This window comes from Serratia sp. TSA_198.1, assembly GCF_052686505.1.
Map to the genome: position 1 here is coordinate 1553759 of NZ_JBQZFP010000001.1, position 25089 is coordinate 1578847.

The following is a 25089-nucleotide window of genomic DNA, read 5'->3' on the forward strand; positions in this document are numbered from 1 at the left end:
ACCGCAAGGCGGTGCCGTGCGGGTCAAATTAACCCTTAACCAACGTTACTTTACCCGAAGCCACAAGCCGGCAGATAGGCCAATGTTCCGAGAAGCAGACGGGTTTACGCTTCTTTGCACAAGGGCCGCTAAGCGGCCCTTTATTATTGAATAACAACGATTAAAGCTTCATCAGTCATGCCGTGGCGGTGCCAGCACCTCGCGGTTGCCGTTATGCCCCTGCTCGCTGACGATGCCCTGCGCTTCCATCTGTTCGATGATGCGCGCAGCGCGGTTATAACCGATGCGGAACTGACGCTGCACGCCGGAGATAGAAGCGCGGCGTTTATCCACCACAAACTCCACCGCCTGGTCAAACAACGGATCCAGCTCTTCGTCACCTTCCAGGCCGCCGCCAGCGCCACCCTCACCGTCGTCACCGGCGCTGAGGATACCCTCTTTATATTGAGGCCGCTCACGCGCTTTCCAATCCTTGACCACCGCATGCACTTCCTGATCGCGCACAAATGCACCATGCACACGTACAGGAATGGAGGAGTTAGGCGCCAGATACAGCATGTCACCCATCCCCAGCAGAGATTCTGCACCGCCCTGATCGAGGATAGTACGCGAGTCAATCTTGCTGGATACGGTAAAGGCGATACGGGTTGGGATGTTGGCCTTGATCAGGCCGGTGATCACATCCACCGACGGACGCTGGGTCGCCAGCACCAGGTGGATCCCCGCAGCACGCGCTTTCTGTGCCAAACGAGCGATCAGTTCCTCAACCTTCTTGCCCACCGTCATGATCAGGTCGGCGAATTCGTCCACCATCACCACGATGTAAGGCTCTTTCTCCAACACCGGCGGCGTAATGTCCATGCTATCGCTTGGCTTCCAGAAAGGATCCGGGATCGGGCGCCCCATCGCTTCAGCCTGATCAACGCGTTCGTTATAACCGGCCAGGTTACGCACGCCGAGTGCAGACATCAGCTTGTAGCGACGCTCCATCTCCGCAACACACCAACGCAGGGCGTTAGCGGCGTCTTTCATATCGGTCACAACGTCCGTCAACAGGTGCGGAATGCCTTCATAAACCGACAGCTCCAGCATTTTCGGGTCAATCATGATAAAGCGCACTTCCTTCGGCGTGGCCTTATACAAGATGCTCAGGATCATGGCATTGACCCCAACCGACTTACCAGAGCCCGTAGTACCCGCCACCAGCAGATGTGGCATTTTAGCCAAATCGGCCACCACCGGCTCACCGGAAATGTCTTTCCCCAGGACGATCGCCAGCGGCGACGGATTGTCGCGGAACGCTGGGCAATCCAGCACTTCGCGCAGATAAACCGTCTGACGTTTAACGTTAGGCAGCTCCAATCCGACATAAGGCTTGCCGGGAATGACCTCTACCACACGCACGGCGGAAGTTGACAGGGAACGCGCCAGATCGCGTGACAGGTTGGAAATACGCGCAGCCTTGACCCCCGGCGCCAAATCCAGCTCAAAGCGGGTAATAACCGGGCCAGGTAAAATATCCACTACGTCGGCTTTCACCCGGTAGTCGGCCAAACTCGCTTCCACCAAACGCGCCTTCTGCTCCAACGCGAAAGAGTCCACCGGCTCCACCTCTTTCGGGGCTTCGGTCAGCAGATCCAGCGTCGGCAACGGCGTGGTCGGTTTTTGCAGCGGCATATCGTTGCGCATCAGGAACGGGTGAATCAGGCTGTCCATCGCCGGCTGCTGCGGTGCAGCCGGAGCCGGTTGCGCCACAGGTTGCTGATAAGCTGGCGGTTGCTGCTGTACCGGTTGCTGCTGTGGCGCCTGCTGGTAAGCAGGTTGAGCAGGCTGGTATGGCTGCGGCGCCGGAGTCTGAGACGAATAAGCCGGTGCAGCAGGCTCAAACTGGCCAAAGGGGACATCGTCTTCACGTTCGCTTTGCTGCTCGATACGTTCTTCAAGCTGCGGCGACAGAGTGAACAGGGGTTCACTCGGGCTATCGTCGACCAAATCATCCATCGGCGAGAAGCTGAACGCGTTGCGGGTATCTATCGGATTGGCAATCGGCGCCGATGGCACAGGTTCCTGCTGGCCATAGCGTGCCTGCTGTTGCTCGGCAAACGCCTGACGCAATGCCGCTTCCTGCAGAGCTTGCTCATCATCTTGATTATATTGCGGATATTCCTCACCGTAACGCTGGCTTTGCTGTTCGGCAAACGCCTGGCGCAGCGCCGCTTCCTGCAAGGCTTCTTCATCTTGCTGATGGCTTTCCGCAGCTTGCAGCGGTTGATCATCGCGGGGACGCTGTTCCTGCTCGGCTACACGCTGCGAAGGCAGCTTGATACCGTAAGACGCCAGCTCGCGCCGGGTAGGAATACGCACCGGATTCGGCCGCGGCAACTCAGGGCCAATGCCCTGTTTCACCTGCGAGTTACCGTCGCTGGTGGCCGTAAAGGCCGGCATAAAGGTATTGGCGACAACGGCCGCCGCTGCGGCTTCTGCCTGCGGTTTCATACTGCCAAATGGCGTAACCTCAGGCTCGCCGGCACTGAAGCCGGTAGAGCTGCCAACGTCAACGCTGTCGCGCTGAGCCGCAGAGAAATCAAACGGGGAGCGATCGTGTGGCTGAGATACGGCCGGTGCGTCCCAATTGCCCAAACGCGGTTCATCATCGTCCCGGTAAGGATCGGCCGGGCGCGTCATTTTCGGCGCTGGCGTCTCTTCAGGGATTTCGAACGAATACAGCGGTGGCGCGGCGTTCTCCACTGCAGCACTCATCGGATGCTGGTTCACCGAGGCCGGAGCCGTTGGCGCTGCCGTTACCGCAGGCGCCGTCACCGGGGCCGCTATCGGCGCGGGATCAGGCGTTACCGGCGTGCTGACAGCCGCCGGCGCGACAGGTGCCACATCGGCATCGTCGTTAGCCCGCAAGCCGTTGAGCAGCGGATCTTCAGCCTCTTCTGCCGCGGCGTTGGCGACATCCGTTACCGAAGGTGCAGAGAACAGTACGTCATCTTCTGCTTCTGCCGCATTGGCCGCAGCCGCAGAGGCGGCTACAGCAACGGCTGCTCCTTTACCTGCCTGCTCCGGCTCGTCGTCGACATAGCGATCGTCATCGTCGTGATAACGCTCTTCACGGCGTGAACGGTTGGTCATGAAAGTGGCCGTACCCAGCACCACACCGCCGATTCTCTCGGCGATCACCAACCAGGACCAGCCGGTAAACAGCGTGAGCCCTGCGGCCCATACGCACAATAATGCCAGCGTTGCGCCAATGCCGTTGAACCACGGCAGCATGGCGTTGCTCAGCAAGCTGCCGATAACGCCGCCGGAAGCGAAGTAATAGAGATCGTCGACATTCAGTGCCGCCAGGCCACACGAGGTGAGCACCAGCGCCAGCGTGCCGATAAGGCGCAGTGAGAGCGCAAAATAGTCGATGTAATCGCCGCTGTCGCGCTGACGATAAGCCGCCCAGCACAAAACCAGCATGATCGGCGGTATTGCGTAAGCAAGTACCCCGAAGGTGAAGAACAGCGTGTCGGCCATCCAGGCTCCGACGCCACCGCCCAGGTTATGAATCGGCTCATGCCACGCGGTCTGCGACCAACTTGGGTCAGACGGATTGAAACTGACCAAGGCAGCCATGAGGTAAACGGCAAAAATGGCTACCACAATCAACACAGCTTCAAGCAAACGGCGGCCACTGCTGAGTTTTTTCAGGGTAACTTCTTTATCTTCTGTATATTCCTGGCTCAAGAAAGGCTCTCCAGGTTCCTGTTAGCTGACATAGCAACAGCGCCGAGAAGCTTCCCCGGCGCCGAAACTGTATGAATAAACAGGAGTGTAACCAATTTAATCAGGTTTTGCACCTGCACCTTACCGTGTTTTGATAACCAGACGGTTACTCTGTTTGACTTCTTCCATGACCACGTACGTACGGGTATCGTTAACCCCCGGCAGACGCAGCAAGGTTTCACCGAGCAACTTACGGTAAGCCGACATATCCGGCACGCGGGTTTTCAACAGATAGTCGAAATCACCGGACACCAGATGACACTCCTGAATTTCTTCAAGCTTTTGAACTGCTGAGTTAAATTGCTCAAACACATCCGGCGCGCCGCGGTTCAGCGTGATTTCCACGAAAACCAGCAGAGATGCATCCAGATAATGCGGGTTGAGCAAAGCGGTATAGCCATGAATAAAACCCTGGCGCTCGAGGCGGCGCACGCGTTCTAAACATGGGGTTGGGGATAACCCCACGCGCTTCGAAAGCTCAACGTTCGAGATACGCCCATCCTTCTGCAGCTCATTCAGGATATTGCGGTCGATACGGTCGAGATCTTTACCCGGGCGTTTCTTATTGTCTGCCATTATTATTGTCTCTCTTATTTTCTTCCCTGCACTTGCCACACCCTAGCCAACGTCAATGTGTAAGGGCTTGTTCCAAGCGAAGACCCGATGCCTGTCATATACTTCACTACCATCATTCATCGTTGTGCAACCTGTCTGTCAACCCTGCACAACGGATTCAAATGACGTTCATCTCAAGAAGGAAATTGCCATTCGCTGACGCGATGTTCCCCTCACCTGCCGCTCTCCGCTTCGACAATGGCGCAAAATCCTGCACCGCCGCCGCAAATACGTACGATTTACTGTAGGTAGGGGGATAATTTCTTCTTCCTATGATGTTTTCGCAAATGCGCAGCGGATTGTCAAAGTAAAAGAAGCAAAATCAGAAGAACCTGTCGTCATGAAAAGTCAGCACCCCATTTTTAGTTATGAATCGCTGGCTTAAGCCCCGCAGAGCAAAACGGCTTAAACCCGGTAAACGTGGTGTCTCAGGCAGAACGAACGCATAACGTGGGCAAGTGGCTTCCATAAGTTAAATTGCTGCGTTTTACGCTCGTTTTGGTGGCAAAACAATAATTAATAGGTCACGGCTATCAAACAAATCGTTAACAACATCTGCTGACGCTTTTTTTAATGCTGCATTTTCCCTACAATCGGTTTCATTGTCCGCATTGTGGGAAAAGAGGGTATTCATGGGCACGGCTAAACATAGCAAATTACTGATCCTGGGTTCCGGCCCGGCCGGCTACACCGCCGCGGTTTACGCAGCGCGCGCAAACCTGAGCCCGGTACTGATTACCGGTATGGAACAAGGTGGCCAGTTGACTACCACCACCGAAGTGGAAAACTGGCCTGGCGATGCCGAAGGCTTGACCGGCCCGGCGCTGATGGAGCGCATGCGCGAGCACGCAGAAAAATTCCAGACCGAGATCGTGTTCGATCACATCAACAGCGTCGATCTGCAGAACCGTCCGTTCCGCCTGTTCGGCGACAGTGGCGAATACACTTGCGATGCTTTGATCATCGCCACCGGCGCATCAGCCCGTTATCTGGGCATGCCTTCCGAAGACGCCTTCAAGGGCAAAGGCGTTTCCGCCTGCGCGACCTGTGACGGTTTCTTCTACCGCAATCAGAAAGTCGCGGTAGTCGGCGGTGGCAATACCGCCGTGGAAGAAGCGTTGTATTTGTCCAACATCGCCGCTGAAGTTCATCTGATCCACCGCCGCGACAGCTTCCGCTCAGAGAAGATCCTGATCGACCGGCTGATGGATAAAGTGAAAAACGGCAATATCGTGCTGCATACCGACCATACGCTGGATGAAGTGCTGGGTGATCAGATGGGCGTTACCGGCGTGCGCATTCGCAGTACCAAAGCGGATAATGCAACGCAGGAACTGGCGCTGGCCGGCGTATTTATCGCCATCGGACACAGCCCGAACACCAGCATCTTCGGTGGCCAACTGGAGTTGGAAAACGGCTATATCAAGGTTCAGTCCGGTATTCACGGCAACGCCACCCAGACCACCATTCCTGGCGTATTCGCCGCCGGTGACGTGATGGACCATATCTACCGTCAGGCGATCACTTCCGCCGGCACCGGCTGTATGGCGGCGCTGGACGCTGAGCGTTACCTGGACGGCATCGCTGGCGCAGAAGTGCTGTAACGGCACGTTCTGTTATCCTGAAAAGCGGCTGCTTCAGCCGCTTTTTTTGTACCTCAACAATGAGCGGACGGGCATAGGATGCAGAACCTTCTCCACTGGCGCTTGCTGGTCGCCGTGGCCGACAGCGGCAAAATTACGCTGGCGGCAAACCAGTGCGGCATGACCCAGTCCGGCGCCAGTCAGGCTATCGCTCAATTGGAAAGCGCCCTAAGCACGCAGTTGTTTGTCCGCCTGCCACATTCAGTGACGCTGACACAAAGCGGGGAACGAATTGTCATCCACGCCCGCGCCATGCTCGCCGAACTCGATGCGATCCAAAACTACGCGCTGCAGGCGAAAAGTGCGCACTCGGGCAAAATTCGGCTGGCCAGCTTTCCCTCGGCATTTGCCCTCTTGCTTCCGCCGCTATTGCGTAAATTCCGCCGCCTCTACCCCGCCATTGAGCTGATTCAGTTGGAAGGCACCGATCAAGAAGTGGAGAACTGGCTGGCGCTGGAAACCGTCGACGTCGGCGTGGTGCTGAACCCAAAGGAAGAAAGACAAAGCTATCCCCTGGGACAAGATCTGTGGCTTGCGGTTACCGCCAGCGGCCACCCGCTGGCCAGGGGCCGGCAACCGGTGGATTTTAAAGCGCTGGCCGGGTTGCCCTTTGTGCTGGCTACCGGCGGCTGCAGCCTCAACGCGCAACGGTTGGCACAGCAGGCCGGTATTGCGCTGGCTGACATACGTGTGACCGTCAGCGACTGGAGCACCGCACTGACGCTGGTACGTGAAGGCGTCGGCGTTTCGTTGATGCCTGCGTCGATGATACCGACCGATGCCGCCGGCATTTGCGCTCTGCCGTTGAGCGTCCTGCTCTACCGTTATTTTGGCCTGGTCTGTTCGTTCACTGGCGCAAGCTCTGCACCGGTACAAACCCTGCTGGATTACCTGCGAGATCATCTGCCGCAGCCCGTCAGTAGCTGAACTGATGACGGGTTTCTGACATTCTAATTTTTCTGCAGGCCCCACCGGCGCCATGCTGTCGGTCACGCGATATCGCTTTTTGCCTCAGGAACTCTCATGAAACTCTATTTTGCGCCCGACACCTGTTCGCTATCCCCGCATATTGTCCTGCGAGAGCTGGAATTGCCGTTTGAACTTATCCGAGTGAATAACCGCAGCAAACGCACCGCCGACGGCGGTGATTTTTACCAGGTCAATCCCAAGGGTTATGTCGCGGCGCTGATGCTGGAAGACGACCGGGTGATTACCGAAGGCGCCGCCATCGTGCAATATCTGGCGGATCTGCGCCCTGACGCCGCACTGGCCCCTCCCAGCCATACTTTCGAGCGGGTGCGCTTGCAGGAATGGCTGAATTTCATCACCGCCGAGATCCACGCCGGAGCCAGCCCGCTATTCAATGCAACCCTGCAGGAAGAGGTCAAAACACTGTTCCGCGACAAGCTGCGCCGCCGTCTCGATTATGTCGCTCAGGCGCTGGATGGGCAGGATTTCCTGTTGGTGGATCGCTTTAGCGTGGCGGATGCCTATCTGTTTACCGTACTGCGTTGGATGGCCCAATTTTCCATCGAGTTAAAATGCTGGCCTACGTTAACCCGGTATATGGCGCAGATCGGTCAGCGTAAATCGGTGCAAGCCGCCCTGGCGGCGGAAGCGGCCAGCCGGGAGGTGGAATAACCCTCGCAACCAGAGTCTGTTATAGGGATATTTGACCGCTTTATTATTTTCAGTCTGCCGGGTGAAGAGGTAACATTAGCCTTCGCTTGTTCGCTTCAGGTTGAGGCAAACACTTTTTTTAACAGTACGTTAACCTTGCTTGTAACAACAGGCACCGGCGACGCAGACTCATATCTGATGAAAAAAACCAGACAGCAACAGTTAACCCGTTGGCTCAAAACTCAGAGCACGTTGGCGCAGCGTTGGCTGCGCCTTTCCATGCTGTTGGGGCTGATAAGCGGCATTCTGATTGTCGTGCAGGCATGGCTGTTGGCCGCCCTGCTCCACGCCCTGATTATCGAACACGCCCCGCGCGAACAGTTGATCTCCTCGTTTATCTGGTTGGCCGCCACTTTCGCGCTGCGCGCGTTGTTGAGCTGGCTGCGTGAACGCGTTGGTTTTATCTGCGGCCAGGTGATCCGCCAGCGTATGCGTCGGCAGGTGCTGGACAAACTTCAGCAGCTCGGCCCCGCCTGGATCCAGGGGAAACCGGCGGGCAGTTGGGCCAGCATCATCGTTGAGCAGATCGAAGATATGCAGGATTATTACTCCCGCTATCTGCCGCAGATGTATCTGGCGGTGTTTATCCCGTTGCTGATCCTGATAACCGTATTTCCGATCAACTGGGCCGCCGGTCTGATTCTGTTGACGACCGCCCCGTTGATCCCGTTGTTTATGGCGCTGGTCGGCATGGGCGCCGCCGACGCCAATAGGCGCAACTTTGTGGCGCTGGCGCGGCTGAGCGGCAATTTCCTCGATCGCCTGCGCGGGTTGGATACGCTGCGTCTGTTTAACCGGGCTGAGGCGGAAACCGCGCAGATCGCCAGGTCGTCCGAGGATTTCCGCAGCCGCACCATGGAAGTGCTGCGGCTGGCGTTCCTGTCATCGGCGGTGCTGGAGTTCTTTGCCTCTATCTCCATCGCCGTGGTGGCGGTCTATTTTGGCTTCTCCTTCCTTGGCGAGCTGAATTTCGGCAGCTACGGCACCGGCGTTACGCTGTTTGCCGGCTTCCTGGTGCTGATTCTGGCTCCGGAGTTCTTCCAGCCGCTGCGCGATCTGGGCGCTTTCTATCATGCCAAAGCGCAGGCCGTGGGCGCCGCAGAAGCGTTGGAAACTTTCCTCGGCGCCGAAGGCGAGCAAAGGGGCACTGGCACGCAGGAGCTGAATACCGACGCACCGCTGGAGCTAAAAGCGCAGGATCTGGAAATTCTGTCGCCAAACGGCGTGCTGCTGGCCGGCCCTCTGAGTTTCACCCTGTCCACACACCAGCGCATTGCTCTGGTCGGGCTGAGCGGCGCCGGCAAAAGCTCCCTGCTGAATCTACTGCTCGGCTTCCTGCCCTATCGCGGTTCACTGACGGTCAACGGCACCGAGCTGCGTGAGCTGGCGGCAGAAGGCTGGCGTCGGCAGCTCGGCTGGGTGGGACAAAACCCGCACCTGCCGGCACAAACGCTACGGGCAAATATTCTGCTGGGTCACCCGCAGGCGAGTGAAGCCCAATTGCAACAGGCGGTGGAGCAGGCTTACGTCAGCGAGATTTTGCCGCATTTGCCGCTGGGTCTGGACACTGAGGTCGGCGATAGCGCCGCACGTCTGTCCGTCGGCCAGGCGCAACGCGTGGCGGTCGCCCGGGCGCTCATCAGCCCACGCCGTTTGCTGTTGCTGGATGAGCCGGCAGCCAGCCTGGACGCGCACAGCGAACGTCGAGTCATGCAGGCGCTCAACGCAGCCTCGCATCAGCAAACCACCCTGCTGGTCACACACCAGTTGGAAGACACCGAAGATTACGACCAGATCTGGGTTATGGAAGGCGGGCGGATCGTGCAGCAAGGCGATTACGCCACGCTGAGCGCCCAACCTGGGTTGTTCGCCAATCTGATCGCACACCGCAGCGGGGAGCTATAATCATGCGCGTTTTGCTGCCGTTCCTGGCGCTATACCGTCGTCACAGCCTGCTGATCTGCCTAGGCATCCTGCTGGCCATCGTCACGCTGCTGGCCAGTATCGGCCTGTTGGCGCTTTCCGGCTGGTTCCTCGCCGCATCGGCGCTCGCCGGGCTGGCAGGCCTGTTTACCTTCAACTACATGTTGCCGGCTGCCGGCGTGCGTGGCGCGGCAATCTTCCGCACCGCCGGGCGCTACGCAGAGCGCGTGGTCAGTCACGACGCCACCTTCCGCGTTCTTTCTCATCTGCGGGTATTTACCTTTAAAAAGATCCTGCCGCTGTCACCGGGCGGCATCGCCCGTTTCCGGCAGGCCGACCTGCTTAACCGGCTGGTGGCGGACGTCGATACGCTGGACCATCTGTATCTGCGGGTGATCTCGCCGTTAGTCAGCGCCGCGGTGGTGATCATCGTGGTCACCTACGGCCTCAGTTGGCTGGACAGCTCGCTGGCCCTGACGCTGGGCGGTATTTTGTTGCTGCTGCTGTTGCTGGTGCCGCCGGTATTCTACCGCGCCGGCAAGCCGATTGGCGGCCAGTTGACCGCCCTGCGCGGCCAGTACCGCACCGATCTGACCGCCTGGCTGCAGGGCCAGGCCGAACTGGTGGTGTTCGGCGCAGTCAATGATTTCCGCGCCAGTCTGGATGCCACCGAACGGCACTGGCAGCACCGCCAATGGCAACAGGCTTCGCTGGGGGGGATCGCGCAGGGGGTGATGATCCTGGCCAGCGGCCTGACGGTAACGCTGTTGCTGTGGCTCACCGCCGGCGGCATAGGTGGCGATACTCAACCTGGCGCGCTGATTGCGCTGTTTGTGTTTGCCGCGCTGGCCTCGTTTGAAGCGCTGATGCCGGTCGCCGGAGCCTTCCAGCATCTCGGCCAGGTCATCGCTTCCGCCACACGGGTAAAACAGGTTATCGATCGGCAGCCGGAAGTCACTTTCCCGGCCAGCGGCCCGGCGGCCGGGAGCGGCGCTGCGTTAAGCCTGCAACAGCTCACCTTTAGCTATCCCGACCAACCTCTGCCGGTGTTGCAAGACGTCACGCTGGAGATTGCCACCGGGGAACACATTGCGCTGCTAGGGCGAACCGGTTGCGGCAAATCTACCCTGTTGCAGTTGTTAACCCGCGCCTGGAACGCCGATAGCGGCAGCATACTGCTCAACGGCCAGCCGCTCAGCGCCTATGATGAAACTACGCTGCGCCAGATGACCACCGTCGTCAGCCAGCGGGTGCATATTTTCAGCAACACGCTGCGGGAAAACCTGCGCATCGCCGCCCCGACGGCGGCCGACGAACAGTTACGCGACGTGTTGTGCCAGGTCGGGCTGGAAAAGTTGTTGGAAAACGAAGGGCTAAACGCCTGGCTGGGGGATGGCGGCCGCCAGCTTTCCGGCGGTGAACAACGTCGCCTGGGTATTGCCCGCGCGTTGTTGCATCAGGCGCCTCTGCTGTTGCTCGACGAACCGACCGAGGGCCTGGACGCCGAAACCGAACAGCAGATCCTGGCGCTGTTGCGCCGGCACTGCCAGGGTAAAACGCTGATCCTGGTGACTCACCGCCTGTATGGGCTCGAACATCTTGACCGCATCTGCGTGATGGACGGCGGCCGGATTGTCGAACAGGGCGACCACCTTACCCTGATGCGCCGGCAAGGGCGTTATGCCCGTTTCCGCCAGCGCATCAGTGGGATACCGCTTGAAAATGGCCTGTAGAGGACGCTGAGACCTTTTATGCGTATTGTTAAGCTGTCACCGCAGTCACTCGCGTTTCCCTCGCCAGAGGGCGCACTGCGCGATCCTAACGGCCTGCTGGCCATTGGCGGCGACCTGACGGCGCCGCGTTTGCTGGCCGCCTATGAGCGCGGTATCTTCCCCTGGTTTTCGCCGGGGGAGCCCATTCTGTGGTGGTCGCCTGACCCGCGTGCCGTGTTGTTCCCGGCGCAATACCATATCAGTCGCAGCCTGAAACGCTTTCTGAGCGGCAATCCCTTTCGCATTACGCTGAACCACGACTTTGCAGCGGTGATAGCCGCTTGCGCCGTTCGGCCGCATGAGGGCACCTGGATCGGCCCGGAGGTGCAGCGCGCCTATCTGCATCTGCACCGCCTCGGTTTCGCCCATTCAGTCGAGGTATGGCAGGATAAAGAGCTGGTAGGCGGCATGTACGGCGTGGCGCAGGGCGCGCTGTTCTGCGGCGAATCGATGTTTAGTCGCACCACCAACGCCTCCAAGTGCGCGCTATTGGCTTTTTGTCGGCATTTTGCCGCTTATGGCGGAGAATTGATTGACTGTCAGGTGCTTAACGCTCACACTGCCACGCTGGGAGCGAGAGAAATCCCCCGCCGCCAATTTTTACAACAGCTCAGTAACCTCCAACGCAAGCCGTTAGCACCGGAATGCTGGGCAGCGCAAGTGTTACCCCCACAGCAGGCTGAACCACCCTCCCCAACAAACTAATTTTGCGGAAACGGTGCAATGTTCACCGACACGTCTTTACATAATGTGGGTTTTTCGGCATTATCTTGCCGGTTAAAAACTAAGGTAGTTAGACCTAGAGGATTCGATGGCCAAAGAAGACAATATTGAAATGCAGGGCACCGTTCTTGATACGCTGCCGAACACTATGTTCCGCGTTGAATTGGAAAACGGGCACGTAGTAACCGCACATATCTCCGGTAAAATGCGTAAGAACTACATCCGCATCCTGACGGGCGACAAAGTCACTGTAGAGCTGACCCCGTACGACCTGAGCAAAGGCCGCATTGTCTTCCGTAGCCGTTAATCGGCTCACTCGTCGCCAGCCGATGGCGGCACCGAGGATGTAACCCCTCCGGAGCCCTTTCCGTTTACCCCCGTAGCAACGTTCAACATCGAGTTGCAAGAGCGCAGGTAAACCGAGAGGGCTCGCTCATTTTTGTAGTGGTGATGAAATACTTTCACCCATAAAAAAGCGATGCCGAAGCATCGCTTTTTCATTATCTGGACTGGCCGGCCTTTAGTGCACCGCACCTTCATCCGCTTTGCGTTTCTGCGCACTGAGGAAGTGGTAAGTCAGTTTCTGGTTGTCTTTGTCCAGTTCGACCTTCACCGAGCCGCCGTCCACCAGTGAACCGAATAGCAGTTCGTTGGCCAACGGTTTCTTCAGGTTTTCCTGCATCACACGCGCCATCGGACGAGCGCCCATCGCACGGTCGTAGCCTTTCACCGACAGCCAGTCACGCGCTTCGTCGCTCACTTCCAGCGACACGCCCTTCGCATCCAACTGTGCCTGCAGTTCGACAATAAACTTATCGACAACCTGCTGGATCACCGTGGTCGACAGATGGTTGAACCAAAGAATGTTGTCCAGACGGTTACGGAACTCCGGCGTGAACACTTTTTTGATCTCTTCCATCGCATCGGTGCTGTTGTCCTGCTGCACCAGGCCGATCGATTTGCGTTCGGTTTCACGAACCCCGGCGTTGGTGGTCATCACCAGGATCACGTTGCGGAAGTCCGCCTTGCGACCGTTGTTATCGGTCAGGGTGCCGTTGTCCATAACCTGCAACAGCAGGTTGAACACATCCGGATGCGCCTTCTCGATTTCATCCAGCAACACCACCGAGTGCGGATGTTTGAGCACCGCATCGGTCAGCAGCCCGCCCTGATCGTAACCGACGTAGCCCGGAGGCGCACCAATCAAGCGGCTGACGGTATGGCGTTCCATATATTCGGACATGTCAAAACGCAGCAGCTTGATATCCATCGCCTTCGCCAACTGCACCGTCACCTCAGTTTTCCCGACGCCGGTTGGCCCGGCAAACAGGAAGGAACCGACAGGTTTGCGATCGTGGCCCAGACCCGCACGGCTCATTTTGATCGCTTCGGTCAGCGCTTCGATCGCCTGATCCTGACCGAACACCAGCATTTTCAGACGGTCGCCCAGGCTTCTCAGCACATCACGATCGCTTGCCGATACGGTTTTTTCCGGGATACGCGCAATGCGCGCAACCACGGACTCAATGTCCGCAACGTTGACGGTTTTCTTGCGTTTGCTGATCGGCATCAGCCGGCTGCGAGCGCCCGCCTCGTCGATCACGTCGATAGCCTTGTCCGGCAGATGACGGTCGTTGATGTACTTCACCGACAGCTCAACAGCCGCACGCACCGCCTTGGCCGTATAACGCACGTCATGGTGCGCTTCGTACTTGGTTTTCAGACCGTTGATGATCTGGATGGTCTCTTCCGGCGTCGGCTCGGTAATGTCGATTTTCTGGAAGCGACGGGCCAGCGCACGGTCTTTTTCGAAAATGTTGCTGAATTCCTGATAGGTGGTGGAGCCAATCACCCGGATCTTGCCGCTGGAGAGCAGCGGTTTGATCAGGTTGGCCGCATCCACCTGCCCACCGGAAGCCGCACCGGCACCGATGATGGTGTGGATCTCATCGATAAACAGGATGCTGCTCTTGTCCTGCTCCAGCTGTTTCAGCAACGCCTTGAAGCGTTTCTCGAAGTCGCCGCGGTATTTGGTACCGGCCAGCAGCGAACCGATGTCCAGGGAATACAGCGTGCAATCCGCCATCACTTCCGGGACGTCGCCCTGCACGATACGCCATGCCAGCCCTTCGGCAATGGCGGTTTTACCCACGCCGGACTCGCCGACCAACAGCGGGTTGTTTTTACGGCGGCGGCACAACACCTGAATAGCGCGCTCCAGCTCTGGGTCGCGGCCAATCAGGGGATCGATACCGCCCACACGGGCCAACTGGTTGAGGTTGGTGGTGAAGTTTTCCATACGGTCTTCCCCTCCGGACTGCTCTTCGTTCACCGGGTTTTCCGCATTTGGCGCTTGGCCCGGCTCGTCTTTACGTGTGCCATGTGAAATGAAATTCACTACGTCAAGACGGCTGACGTCGTGTTTGCGCAGCAGATAAGCCGCCTGCGACTCCTGCTCGCTGAAAATCGCCACCAGCACGTTGGCACCGCTGACTTCGCTGCGGCCGGAAGATTGAACATGGAATACGGCACGCTGCAGCACGCGCTGGAAGCTTAGCGTCGGCTGAGTGTCGCGCTCTTCTTCGCTGGCAGGCAACGTCGGCGTGGTTTGTTCGATAAAGGCTTCCAGTTCCTGGCGCAGTGCGGCCAGGTCTACCGTACATGCCTCAAGCGCCTCTCGCGCGGCAGGGTTGCTGAGTAACGCCAGCAACAGGTGCTCCACGGTCATAAACTCGTGTCTGTGCTCACGCGCTCTGGCGAAAGCCATGTTGAGACTGAGTTCCAGTTCTTGATTGAGCATAAGCACCTCCCCAATAATTGCCAAAATCTAGGCTTTTTCCAGCGTACAGAGCAACGGATGCTCGTTCTCCCTTGCATAACGGTTCACGTGTACGACCTTGGTTTCCGCCACCTCGGCGGTAAAAACACCGCAGATCGCCTTGCCTTGATAGTGGACCGTGAGCATCAGTTGCGTTGCACGTTCAATATCATAAGAAAAGAACTTTTGCAGAACGTCAATCACAAATTCCATCGGTGTGTAATCGTCGTTGTTAAGTATAACTTTATACATAGACGGCGGTTTTACCGCATCGATTTGTTTTTCTTCGGCCAAGTGTTCAAAATTCAGCCAATCGTTGTTATTGCCCATTGCTGCTCATCTTCTCTGCTCTGTCCTCTGATATGGGGACAGGTTCCGGTTATTCAAAGTGGGGTATCACTACTATTTTATCATCTTCGTCATCATCTCGCCGTACTGGAACGTGCGCAAAAATCTCTGACAAATTGTTACCAAACAATGTCAATAGCGTTAACTGCTTCAAACTTTGATGAACTGCTTCCTGCGGACAAAAGCCGATCCCTTGACGTGATGATCATTTGCTCTAGAGTGTAAATTCGTGAGCTGGTGGTCTTTTAACCGCCCCGTGCTCATCTGCTACCTGCCTTTGGCGGGTGCGAATTCAGTTATTCATCTCACCTAAAATAGCGTTGCGAGGGATGTAAAAGCATGGAGACGGGTACTGTTAAATGGTTCAACAACGCCAAAGGGTTTGGGTTTATCTGTCCTGAAGGCGGCGGCGAAGACATATTCGCCCATTATTCAACGATTAAAATGGATGGGTACAGGACACTAAAAGCCGGCCAACAGGTCAGTTTTGACGTGCACCAAGGGCCGAAAGGGAACCATGCGAGTCTTATTGTGCCGCTGGAAAGCGAGGCACTGGCCTAAACGCCGATGCAGAGCCAGCCTAAAGCAACCCGCTAAAAATGCCAGCCGCCGTGTGACTGGCATTTTTTATTATACGCTATAATGTCGAGTTGCCGCTAATCACGCCGCAGCGTCAAATACCACGGAGATAGGCTATTACTCGCGCGCCAGTGCATCGATCGGGTTAAGCCGGGCAGCACTGCGTGCAGGCAGATAACCGAACACCACGCCGATACCGGTAGAGCACAAAAACGCGCTCAACAACGCCGCCGGCGGGAAGTTAATCTGCCAACCTGGCAGCACCAGTTGCACCAGCAACCCGATGGCGAAGGACAGTGTAATCCCCAGGGCACCGCCAACCAGGCACACCAACACCGCTTCAATCAGGAACTGCTGCAATACGTCGCCGGAACGGGCGCCCACCGCCATACGGATGCCAATCTCGCGCGTACGCTCCGTCACCGACACCAGCATGATATTCATCACGCCGATCCCGCCGACCACCAATGAAATCACCGCCACCAGCGTCAGGAACAGTTGCAGCGTGCGCGTGGTTTTCTCCGCGGTCTGCACCAGGCTGTCCATGTTATAAGTGAAGAAGTCTTTCTTGCCATGACGCAGCGTCAGCAAACGCGTCAACTGCTGCTCCGCTTCCTGGCTATTGTAATCGTCACGGATACGCACGGTGATCGAATCAAAATAGGCGTTGCCCATCAGCCGGTTGGCCATGGTGCTGTAGGGAACCCAAACGTTCAGCGTCTTGCTGCTGCCGAACATCGACTGTTTCTCCTTCGCCACCCCGACCACCGTTGCCGGCATGTTACCCACCAAAATCACCTCACCCACCACGTTCTTCTGGTGCGGGAACAGCCGGCGCTGGGTATTGGCGTCGATAACCACCGTTTGCGCCTGCGACTGCACCTGGAACGGATCAATACCGGCCCCTTGGGTGAAGGTCATGCCGTAGACGCGGAAAAACTGCTCGCTGACCCCGGTCACATTGGCCGCCACATCGACGTTGCCCAACCGCAATCGCATGCTGCTGGCGATGGTCGGTGACAGTGCGCTGATATAAGGCTGCTCGCGCAACGCATCAAGATCATCATATTTCAACGACTGACGAAAAGTGGGATCGTCGTCGCCAAAGTCCTTGCCGGGGTAAATATCCACCGTATTGGTGCCGATGGATTTGATATCCGCCAACACCATCTGCTTGGCGGCGTCGCCGATCACCAGGATCGAGACCACCGAAGCGATGCCGATAATAATGCCCAACATGGTGAGCGCAGTGCGCATTTTATTCGCCGCCATCGCCCGCCACGCCATCACCAGCGCCTCGCGCAAGCGGCCGGCCATCTGCTGCCACGACGGTGCCGGCGCGGCCAGTTCCAGCGGTTTGGCATTCGGATTGCCCTGCTGCGCCGGGCGTGAATCGGCAATGATCTCGCCGTCGCGGATTTCAATGATCCGCTCAGCCTGCCGAGCGACAGCCGGATCGTGAGTCACGATGATCACCGTATGCCCCTGCTCACACAGTTGCTTGAGGATTGTCATCACCTCTTCACCGGAATGGCTGTCGAGGGCACCGGTCGGCTCATCCGCCAGGATCACCTGGCCGCCGTTCATCAGCGCGCGGGCGATACTGACGCGCTGCTGCTGACCGCCGGAAAGCTGGCTCGGCCGGTAGCTGACACGTTCACTTAGCCCAAGGCGCTGCAGCAGCGCTACCGCCCGTTCACGCCGCGCTGCCTTGCCCAGCCCGGCGTAGACCGCCGGCACCTCGACGTTATGCGCCGCGCTCAGATGAGGCAGCAAATGGTAGCGCTGGAAGATAAAACCAAAATGCTCGCGCCGTAGCCGGGCCAAGGCATCGCCATCCAGCGTCGCCACATCCTGGCCTGCCACCCGGTATACGCCGGCGCTGGGCTTGTCCAGACAGCCGAGAATGTTCATCAGCGTAGACTTGCCAGAACCGGAGGCACCCATGATTGCCACCATTTCACCGGCGTCGATGCTCAGGCTCACGCCTTTCAACACGTCCACCGTCTGATCGCCCGACTGATAGCTGCGGCGGATGCCGCTCAGTTGTAACAGCGCCGCCATCAGTTGGCCTCCGAGCCGCCACGGCTGACAATAACTTCATCCCCGATGCTCAAGCCGCTCGTAATTTGTACGTCAATATTATTACGCAGACCTATGGTCACCTCGCGTTTCTCTTCCTTGCCCTGTTTCAATACCGCGACGTGGTAACGGTTATCGGCGATTTGGTCGCCCAGCGCCGCCAGAGGAATGACCTGCGCCTGGCTGACGCCCGCCAGTTGAATATGCACCTGCGCCGTCATCTGCAGACGCAGCAGACCTTCGGGGTTCGGCACTTCGAAACGCGCATAGTAAAAGATGGCGTTGTTAACCTTTTCCGGCGTCGGCTGAATGTCTTTCAGCACGCCGTCAAAACGCCGGTTAGGATCGCCCAACACGGTAAACCAGGCCTTCTGACCCGGTTTGAGGCTGATAACGTCCGCTTCCGAGACCTGCGCTTTCACCAGCATGGTGCTGAGATCCGCCAACGTCAGAATGTTCGGTGCCTGCTGCGCGGCGATTACCGTCTGGCCTTGCAGCGTGGTTATCTGCACCACATCGCCGTCCATCGGCGCTTCAATACGGGTAAATGCCAGATTGATTTTAGCGGTGTCCAGGCTGGCCTGATTGCGGGCAATCTGCGCATTGATGGTGCCGACCTGCGCCTTCTTCACCGCCAGTTGCGTCGCCGCCTGATCCAGATCCTGGCGCGATACCGCTTGCAACTTCGCCAGTGCCTGATTGCGCTGCAGCGTCACCGCCGCCAGTTGTTGTTCGGCCTGGGCCTGTTGCAGTTGAGCGTGCAGTTCACGCAGCGTCGCCTCACCCTCGCGGATACTGTTTTGTGCCTGCTGCGGATCGATCACGCCAAGCAACTGGCCTTTTTTCACCTTATCGCCGATCTCAACATACAGACTTTCCAACTGACCGCTGACCTGCGCACCAACGTCAACCTTGCGCACCGCGTCAAGCTGGCCAGTCGCCAGCACATTTTGCTGCAGGTCGCGCTTGGCCACCTTCACCGTTTTAAACGGGGTTGGCGCCGGGCGGCTGAAATGCCAGATCGCCAGCGCGGCGATCGCCGCCACGACGATCAGTGCGATGCCCCAGCGTCGCTTATGTCCTTTAAACATCATTGATGCCATCATCCTTTTGTTTTTTTATCACTTACTTCAAATAACCCAGACGATTTACCCGGCATCTCATCCGGTGTAAATCCGTTATTCATCATGCTCATAATAAGTTGAACGGGATTATAACCTTCACGGACTATGTGCGCATTAAGTCAGAATTAAGAGCAAACCATGAGGGAAACTGGCAGCAATAGATGAAATTATCCCCGGCACCTCCCGCGACTTAACGTCCGATAAACGTTGCAGCAGAGAATGGTTTGGGAAAAGCAACCTGGCCGCTCGTTTTGGCGCGAGGCTGCTTTTCCCAAGCAAGAAGGTAATTTCAGGCGGAAACGGAGCAAAAATGCCGTGTACAGCAATAGGCTGTAACTAAACCTTAGCTCAACACAATGTGGAGACACCCTTGGTTACAGTTAAGCATTGAACTCCCGTTTAGCGAAAGCTTGCTGAAATAGCGCTATTCGACACTGCCAAGGATTTCATCATGTCTCAGCTCAGCTATCCACTCGTATCTGCACGCCCGCTTAACGGTTGGCAACTGATGACGGCACTGATTAATGGCGATATGGCGCCGAGTAATGCCTGGAAAAAAACCTCATTCCGCCTGAAGTTTCTCAGCCGCTCGCTGTTTTGCTGGCGCACTACCAGCGCCCTGCTGAACACGCTGGCGTCCAATCCTCTGCGGGATGAGATTCTGAGCGCGCAGCCCAATCTGCCCTGCAAGCTGCATCGCCCCTATCTGGCGGCGAACATGAACAAGATCGAGTGTCTGTTCGCCCTGCGCGATCATTACGCTCTCAGCGCGCAGCGCATGCCGCTGAAAATGCGTATCGGTCATCTGAAGAAACCCTTTGTGCTGGCCACCGCCAGCGGCAAAAGCGGCGAATCGGTTTCGCTGGAGCTGTCGGCCATCGATCATTTGAACAAAGAAGGGGAAGCCACCCTGCTGCTGCGTAACGCCAACGGCATTATGCTGGCGGAAATCACCTTTGCGCTGATGCACTATCAGCAACAGCCGACGCTGTTCATCGGCGGCTTGCAGGGGGCCAACAACCAGGTGCCGCACGCGGAAATTCAGCACGCCACCAAGGAATGCCACGGGTTGTTTCCGAAACGGCTGGTGCTGGAAGGCATCTGCACGCTGGGTCATCACCTGGGCATCCGGCAAATAGTGGCAGTTGGCAATACCACCCATATTTATCAGAATTGGCGTTATCACAGTAAAAAGAAAGCCCAACTGCACGCCGATTACGATCAGTTCTGGAGCTCAATGGGCGGCAAGATGCTCGACAGCGGCTACTTCCTGCTGCCGGAGCGCATCACGCGTAAACCGATCGATGAGGTGGTCAGCAAGAAACGGGCAGAATACCGCCGTCGTTATCAATTGCTGGATGAACTGGAACAGGGAATGGCCGAACATTTCAGTACCCGATAAGACTGCCGGGTGCCTAATCCGCCCGGCCCCGCGCCAGCCAGATCACACGCGAGAACATTTTCTTCAGCAATGGCGGCACGGAATCGGTGCCCCACTCGCCGGCCTGCATCGCCACTTCGATAGCCAAATCGGGTTTCGAAGAGTGATGCACCGCCTTCAGGATCACCTTGCGTATCGGCATCTGAGCATTGATCGGCACAGAAGCTACGCGGTGATACACCGGGCTGAACCCCTCGCGGAACATAAAGTGCTCCATATCCGGCGCCGGCAGCGCGGTCAGGCGGTCACGCTCGCTGTCGCCGTGGTTATCCAGCAAACTACGCACGGTGTTGGCGTATTTCTTCCCGGCCTCGTCGCCGTCCACCAGCGCATGCCATTCAATGCCCATACGGCGAGCAAACCTCAGCAACGGCTTCAGGCCGCACTGGGCAAATTCAATCACCCGCACCCCTTCCGCCTCAAAGTGATAGCCGCACTGGCGCGCCAGTTCACTCAGCAGCCAAACCTCTGTCTCTCCTTCCACTAGCAGCCAACAGCGGGCAAACAGCGATGACGGCCGGTTAAAGCGAATATGAAAAGCAATCCGCCGCCCGTCCTCCGGCCCCAGCCCGCGTGGCCCAAGGCGATAGGTGGCAACCCGTCCCGACTCGCGTACCAGCCGGCAAACGTGTTCCACCGGAACCAGCGACACCAGCTCACTGGAATTGGTGGTGGTGATGCGCTGCAGCGGCAACTGGTTGAGCAGCCCCCAGGCCACCGACAGCATGATCGGGTGCAGCCGGGTTTCCGGGTCCTCCACCAACAGCAACGGCCGGGCGTGCGGATCCAACTTGACGTTGCCCTTGGCCTGCAGCAGCGTAGAAAACATGCCCAGCAAAATCAGCCGCATGCTGCGGCTGTTCGGCTCAGCGACCATACGGTTGATGCTGTCCAGCGAGCGCCACGCCTGCTGGTCCTGATCTTGATCCAACCGGTGCCTGCGCGGGCGCGCCACCTGCGATCCCTGCTCAGCGAAGTAGTGTTCCAGCAGTTGCTGCATCGCCGCCAGCCCCTGACGCAGCTCGCCATTAGTCAGCTTTTGCGGATTGCGCACCAGTTCGCGCGTCAATTGATCCAACTGCTGAGCCAGCGCCTGATTATCCGCAGGGTGCTCGTCATTGAGCGTGCTGGGCCGCAAGCGGCGAATAAAACGCGCATCGCGCAAACGCAATACCGGGTGAATACGGATAATGGCGTGCGCCAGCTGTTCAATATGATGCAGTTGCATCGCATTGCCCTCGGCGTCCAAAAAACTGCGCCAGGTGCACACCGTATCGTCATCAGCCAGTTCGCCTTCGCAACGGTAATAAATACGGTTCAGATTATCATCGCCCTTGACCCACAGCGGCGACAGGTGGCGATAACGGGGGAGATGAGCGTGCCCGAGGTCTTTCTCGCAAAAGGTAAACACCACCTGCAAGTGCCGGTCTTTCGCCGCCTCTTCGCCGGGAGGAAAATGGAAGTCGTGCACTTCAAAACGGTATAGCTGTTGCTCCGGCGCCAGCAGCAGGGTCAGCGCGTCAAGCAGGCTGGATTTACCCCAGGCGTTTTCGCCGAGCAGCAGCGTGTTGTCGTCCAGCATCAGGGACAACCGATTAATGCCGCGGAAACCTACAATCTCGATACGCTCTAAGAACATCTGCCGCCTCCCGTGCGTGCCGTCACCGTCCTCAATGAAGGTGACCTTTCCAGAGCATGGTCAAAAAACCCCTTGCAGGTCAAGCAGACTGCATCAAATCTGCCGCTTTACTCCGGCCACCGTTTTGGTTAGCGTGTGGGCCTCGCCGGTCATCCGCGCACAGCCCCCAGAACAAAGGACGCAAGCTTCACCATGTATTCAGGACTGTTGATTATTCTGTTACCGCTGATTGCCGGTTATCTCATCCCCTTACGCAGCCGGACGTTACTCCAGGCCATCAACCGTCTGCTGAGCTGGATGGTTTACGTGATCCTGTTTTTTATGGGCATCAGTCTGGCATTTCTGGAAGATTTGAGCAGCAACCTGTTGCTGATATTCCAGTACGCCGCGGTGTTTTTCCTGTGCATCTTGGCCGCCAGCTTGCTGATGCTGACGCTGCTGGAACGCAAAATGCCCTGGCGCAACAGCCATAAACAGGAACGGCTGCCCTCGCGCCTGCATATGGCGCTGGAATCACTCAAACTGTGCGGCGTGGTGCTAGGCGGTTTCATGCTCGGTCTGACACAGTGGCAGTGGCTGCAGTTTGCCGGAAAGGGCAGTGAATACGCGTTGATTTTCCTGTTGCTGCTGGTGGGTATCCAACTGCGCAACAGCGGCATGACGCTGCGTCAAATCGTGATTAACCGGCGCGGCATGATGGTGGCGGTGGTGGTGACGATCAGCGCACTGGCCGGCGGCGCGCTGGCGGCACAATTGCTGGGGCTGCCGATCAAAGCCGGGCTGGCGATGGCTTCCGGTTTCGGCTGGTATTCGCTTTCCGGTATTCTGATCACCGACGCTTATGGCCCGGTACTGGGCAGCGCGGCCTTCTTTAACGATCTGGCGCGCGAGTTGGTGGCAATTATGCTGATCCCGACCCTGGTACGCCGCAGCCGCTCCTCGGCGCTGGGCCTGTGCGGGGCCACCTCGATGGACTTTACCCTGCCGGTATTACAGCGCAGCGGCGGGTTGGAAATGGTACCGCCCGCCATCGTGCACGGGTTCCTGCTGAGCCTGCTGGCGCCGGTACTGATCGCCCTGTTCTCGTGATTTCTTCCGGGGGCTATGCCCCCGTAAAGCGTAATAATTCCCATCCGCAGGGTAAAATTGCGCTAAATCAAACTTGCCCACAGTAGTATCACAAAAGCCTTTTTAAGCCCCGGTTGCCGATCTATGCTCATAAACAAGCATTATAAATGCAACTTTAAAAAAGGAAGCGATTATGTTCTGTGTGCAATGTGAACAAACCATCCGTACCCCGGCAGGCAACGGCTGCTCGTATGCTCAGGGCATGTGCGGCAAAACGGCGGAAACCTCCGATCTGCAAGATCTGCTGGTAGCGGCGTTGCAAGGGCTGTCCGCCTGGGCTCTGTTGGCTCGCTCGCTCGGGATTATCGATCACGAAATCGACAGCTTTGCCCCACGCGCCTTCTTCTCCACTCTGACCAACGTTAACTTCGACTCTGATCGCATTGTCGGCTACGCGCGGGAAACTCTGCTCCTGCGTGACTCGCTGGCCACACGCTGCCGGCTGCTGGATGCCGGCGCACACGTCGATCATCCACTGGCGAGTCTGCAACTTGACGGCGACGACATGCCGGCGCTGTTGCAGCAGGCGGCACAGTTCGCCCTCAACACCGACAAAACCGAAGTGGGCGACGACGTTCACGGCCTGCGCATGCTGTGCCTGTACGGCCTGAAAGGGGCGGCGGCCTATATGGAGCACGCCCACGTGTTGGGCCAGTTCAACGACCAAATCTATGCCGATTACCACGCCTTTATGGCCTGGCTCGGCACCCAGCCGCGCGACGTGGATACCCTGCTGAACAACGCCATGGGTATCGGCAAAATGAACTTCAACGTGATGGCGATCCTCGATCACGGTGAAACCCAGGCCTATGGCGATCCGATCCCCAGTGCGGTGAATGTACGCCCGGTAGCGGGCAAGGCGATTCTGATCTCCGGCCACGATCTGAAAGATCTGCGCATGCTGCTGGAGCAAACCGAGGGCCAGGGCGTTAACGTCTATACCCACGGTGAAATGCTGCCGGCGCACGGCTACCCGGAACTGAAAAAATTCAAACATCTGGTCGGCAATTACGGCAGCGGCTGGCAGAACCAGCAAATAGAGTTCGCCAAATTCCCCGGCCCCATCCTGATGACCTCCAACTGCATTATCGATCCTAACGTCGGCAACTACGGCGATCGCATCTGGACACGCAGCATCGTCGGCTGGCCGGGCGTTAACCATCTGGAAGGGGAAGATTTCACCCGCGTGATCGCCCAGGCGCAGGGCATGAGCGGTTTCCCTTATACCGAGATCGAACATATGATCACCGTCGGCTTTGGCCGCCAGACACTGCTCAACGCCGCCGATACGGTGATCGATCTGGTGGCTCAGAAGAAACTGCGCCACGTGTTCCTGGTCGGCGGTTGTGACGGCAGCCGCGATGAGCGCAGTTATTTCACCGACTTCGCCCGCAGCGTGCCGCAAGATTGCCTGATCATGACGCTGGCCTGCGGCAAATACCGCTTCAACAAGCTGGACTTCGGCACGCTGGAAGGCCTGCCACGCCTGCTGGATGTCGGCCAGTGCAACGACGCCTATTCCGCCATCATGCTGGCGGTCAAACTTTCCGAAACGCTTGGCTGCACAGTCAACGAACTGCCTCTCAGCCTGGTGCTGTCGTGGTTTGAGCAAAAGGCGATCGTCATCCTGTTGACGCTGCTGTCGCTGGGGGTAAAAAACATCGTCACCGGCCCGACCGCACCGGGCTTCCTGACCGACAACCTGATGGCGATCCTCTACGACAAGTTCGGCATGCGCCCGATCACCACCGTTGAGCAGGACCTGCAAGCCTTGCTCGGTTGATGCCGTTGTTTTTC

Annotated in this window: 18 protein-coding genes; 11 read left to right on the forward strand and 7 right to left on the reverse strand. The window is 57.7% G+C overall.

Going from position 1 to position 25089, the window contains the following annotated elements; translation table 11 throughout:
- Positions 1–171: 171 nt before the first annotated feature.
- Together ACUTSW_RS07470 and lrp are read right to left on the reverse strand one after the other, a co-directional pair.
- Positions 172–3738 (reverse strand): DNA translocase FtsK 4TM domain-containing protein, encoded by a 3567-nt coding sequence (locus ACUTSW_RS07470; RefSeq protein ID WP_445584055.1) that lies wholly within the window; start codon positions 3736–3738, stop codon positions 172–174.
- A gap of 120 nt (positions 3739–3858) precedes the next feature.
- Positions 3859–4353: a leucine-responsive transcriptional regulator Lrp gene (lrp, locus tag ACUTSW_RS07475; RefSeq protein ID WP_004928318.1), complete on the reverse strand. Its 495-nt coding sequence runs from the start codon at positions 4351–4353 to the stop codon at positions 3859–3861.
- Positions 4354–5024: 671 nt separating this feature from the next.
- Between lrp and trxB the strand changes: the two genes are divergently transcribed.
- The 7 genes from trxB (at position 5025) to infA (ending at position 12440) form a co-directional block, all read left to right on the forward strand.
- Positions 5025–5996 (forward strand): thioredoxin-disulfide reductase, encoded by a 972-nt coding sequence (gene trxB, locus ACUTSW_RS07480; RefSeq protein ID WP_445584056.1) that lies wholly within the window; start codon positions 5025–5027, stop codon positions 5994–5996.
- Between the two features lie 78 nt (positions 5997–6074).
- Positions 6075–6962, forward strand: coding sequence for a LysR family transcriptional regulator (locus ACUTSW_RS07485; protein ID WP_445584057.1), 888 nt, complete (start codon positions 6075–6077; stop codon positions 6960–6962).
- Positions 6963–7058: 96 nt separating this feature from the next.
- Positions 7059–7676 carry a glutathione transferase GstA gene (gene gstA / locus ACUTSW_RS07490; RefSeq protein WP_445584058.1) on the forward strand — a complete coding sequence of 206 codons (618 nt, stop codon included), beginning with the start codon at positions 7059–7061 and terminating at the stop codon, positions 7674–7676.
- Between the two features lie 177 nt (positions 7677–7853).
- The gene (gene cydD, locus ACUTSW_RS07495) at positions 7854–9620 is read left to right on the forward strand and encodes a heme ABC transporter permease/ATP-binding protein CydD (protein ID WP_445584059.1); all 1767 of its coding nucleotides are present in this window, start codon (positions 7854–7856) and stop codon (positions 9618–9620) included.
- 2 nt (positions 9621–9622) lie between these two features.
- Positions 9623–11371 (forward strand): heme ABC transporter ATP-binding protein/permease CydC, encoded by a 1749-nt coding sequence (gene cydC, locus ACUTSW_RS07500; protein ID WP_445584060.1) that lies wholly within the window; start codon positions 9623–9625, stop codon positions 11369–11371.
- 18 nt (positions 11372–11389) lie between these two features.
- On the forward strand, positions 11390–12115 hold the full coding sequence (gene aat, locus ACUTSW_RS07505; protein ID WP_004942593.1) for a leucyl/phenylalanyl-tRNA--protein transferase: 726 nt from the start codon (positions 11390–11392) through the stop codon (positions 12113–12115).
- 106 nt (positions 12116–12221) lie between these two features.
- Entirely contained in the window at positions 12222–12440 is a 219-nt protein-coding gene (gene infA, locus ACUTSW_RS07510; protein WP_002211347.1) for a translation initiation factor IF-1, read from the forward strand.
- Between the two features lie 213 nt (positions 12441–12653).
- On the opposite strand, the gene clpA is transcribed toward infA, so the two are convergent.
- Together clpA and clpS are read right to left on the reverse strand one after the other, a co-directional pair.
- Entirely contained in the window at positions 12654–14933 is a 2280-nt protein-coding gene (clpA, locus tag ACUTSW_RS07515; RefSeq protein ID WP_013812275.1) for an ATP-dependent Clp protease ATP-binding subunit ClpA, read from the reverse strand.
- 27 nt (positions 14934–14960) lie between these two features.
- On the reverse strand, positions 14961–15281 hold the full coding sequence (gene clpS, locus ACUTSW_RS07520) for an ATP-dependent Clp protease adapter ClpS (protein WP_004928347.1): 321 nt from the start codon (positions 15279–15281) through the stop codon (positions 14961–14963).
- A gap of 357 nt (positions 15282–15638) precedes the next feature.
- On the opposite strand from clpS, the gene cspD reads away from it, so the two are divergent.
- Positions 15639–15860 (forward strand): cold shock-like protein CspD, encoded by a 222-nt coding sequence (gene cspD / locus ACUTSW_RS07525; protein ID WP_004942590.1) that lies wholly within the window; start codon positions 15639–15641, stop codon positions 15858–15860.
- Between the two features lie 135 nt (positions 15861–15995).
- On the opposite strand, the gene macB is transcribed toward cspD, so the two are convergent.
- Together macB and macA are read right to left on the reverse strand one after the other, a co-directional pair.
- Positions 15996–17942, reverse strand: a complete 1947-nt coding sequence (gene macB / locus ACUTSW_RS07530; protein WP_445584061.1) for a macrolide ABC transporter ATP-binding protein/permease MacB — start codon at positions 17940–17942, stop codon at positions 15996–15998.
- Positions 17942–19054, reverse strand: a complete 1113-nt coding sequence (gene macA, locus ACUTSW_RS07535) for a macrolide transporter subunit MacA (protein ID WP_445584062.1) — start codon at positions 19052–19054, stop codon at positions 17942–17944. Before macA ends, macB begins: the two co-directional genes overlap by 1 nt.
- A 481-nt stretch (positions 19055–19535) precedes the next feature.
- Between macA and ACUTSW_RS07540 the strand changes: the two genes are divergently transcribed.
- On the forward strand, positions 19536–20486 hold the full coding sequence (locus tag ACUTSW_RS07540) for a VirK/YbjX family protein (RefSeq protein WP_445584063.1): 951 nt from the start codon (positions 19536–19538) through the stop codon (positions 20484–20486).
- 13 nt (positions 20487–20499) lie between these two features.
- On the opposite strand, the gene ACUTSW_RS07545 is transcribed toward ACUTSW_RS07540, so the two are convergent.
- Positions 20500–22164: an ATP-dependent endonuclease gene (locus ACUTSW_RS07545; protein ID WP_445584064.1), complete on the reverse strand. Its 1665-nt coding sequence runs from the start codon at positions 22162–22164 to the stop codon at positions 20500–20502.
- 192 nt (positions 22165–22356) lie between these two features.
- On the opposite strand from ACUTSW_RS07545, the gene ACUTSW_RS07550 reads away from it, so the two are divergent.
- Both ACUTSW_RS07550 and hcp read left to right on the forward strand, forming a co-directional pair.
- Entirely contained in the window at positions 22357–23253 is an 897-nt protein-coding gene (locus ACUTSW_RS07550) for a lysine exporter LysO family protein (RefSeq protein WP_445584065.1), read from the forward strand.
- 172 nt (positions 23254–23425) lie between these two features.
- The gene (gene hcp, locus ACUTSW_RS07555; RefSeq protein WP_445584066.1) at positions 23426–25075 is read left to right on the forward strand and encodes a hydroxylamine reductase; all 1650 of its coding nucleotides are present in this window, start codon (positions 23426–23428) and stop codon (positions 25073–25075) included.
- Positions 25076–25089: the final 14 nt, after the last annotated feature.

Excerpts from the sequence above, each read along its gene's own strand:
- lrp (WP_004928318.1), bottom strand. The coding sequence starts at position 4,353 with ATGGCAGACAATAAGAAACGCCCGGGTAAAGATCTCGACCGTATCGAC.
- trxB (WP_445584056.1), top strand. The coding sequence starts at position 5,025 with ATGGGCACGGCTAAACATAGCAAATTACTGATCCTGGGTTCCGGCCCG.
- ACUTSW_RS07485 (WP_445584057.1), top strand. The coding sequence starts at position 6,075 with ATGCAGAACCTTCTCCACTGGCGCTTGCTGGTCGCCGTGGCCGACAGC.
- gstA (WP_445584058.1), top strand. The coding sequence starts at position 7,059 with ATGAAACTCTATTTTGCGCCCGACACCTGTTCGCTATCCCCGCATATT.
- cydD (WP_445584059.1), top strand. The coding sequence starts at position 7,854 with ATGAAAAAAACCAGACAGCAACAGTTAACCCGTTGGCTCAAAACTCAG.
- cydC (WP_445584060.1), top strand. The coding sequence starts at position 9,623 with ATGCGCGTTTTGCTGCCGTTCCTGGCGCTATACCGTCGTCACAGCCTG.
- aat (WP_004942593.1), top strand. The coding sequence starts at position 11,390 with ATGCGTATTGTTAAGCTGTCACCGCAGTCACTCGCGTTTCCCTCGCCA.
- infA (WP_002211347.1), top strand. The coding sequence starts at position 12,222 with ATGGCCAAAGAAGACAATATTGAAATGCAGGGCACCGTTCTTGATACG.
- clpA (WP_013812275.1), bottom strand. The coding sequence starts at position 14,933 with ATGCTCAATCAAGAACTGGAACTCAGTCTCAACATGGCTTTCGCCAGA.
- clpS (WP_004928347.1), bottom strand. The coding sequence starts at position 15,281 with ATGGGCAATAACAACGATTGGCTGAATTTTGAACACTTGGCCGAAGAA.
- cspD (WP_004942590.1), top strand. The coding sequence starts at position 15,639 with ATGGAGACGGGTACTGTTAAATGGTTCAACAACGCCAAAGGGTTTGGG.
- macB (WP_445584061.1), bottom strand. The coding sequence starts at position 17,942 with ATGGCGGCGCTGTTACAACTGAGCGGCATCCGCCGCAGCTATCAGTCG.
- macA (WP_445584062.1), bottom strand. The coding sequence starts at position 19,054 with ATGATGTTTAAAGGACATAAGCGACGCTGGGGCATCGCACTGATCGTC.
- ACUTSW_RS07540 (WP_445584063.1), top strand. The coding sequence starts at position 19,536 with ATGTCTCAGCTCAGCTATCCACTCGTATCTGCACGCCCGCTTAACGGT.
- ACUTSW_RS07545 (WP_445584064.1), bottom strand. The coding sequence starts at position 22,164 with ATGTTCTTAGAGCGTATCGAGATTGTAGGTTTCCGCGGCATTAATCGG.
- ACUTSW_RS07550 (WP_445584065.1), top strand. The coding sequence starts at position 22,357 with ATGTATTCAGGACTGTTGATTATTCTGTTACCGCTGATTGCCGGTTAT.
- hcp (WP_445584066.1), top strand. The coding sequence starts at position 23,426 with ATGTTCTGTGTGCAATGTGAACAAACCATCCGTACCCCGGCAGGCAAC.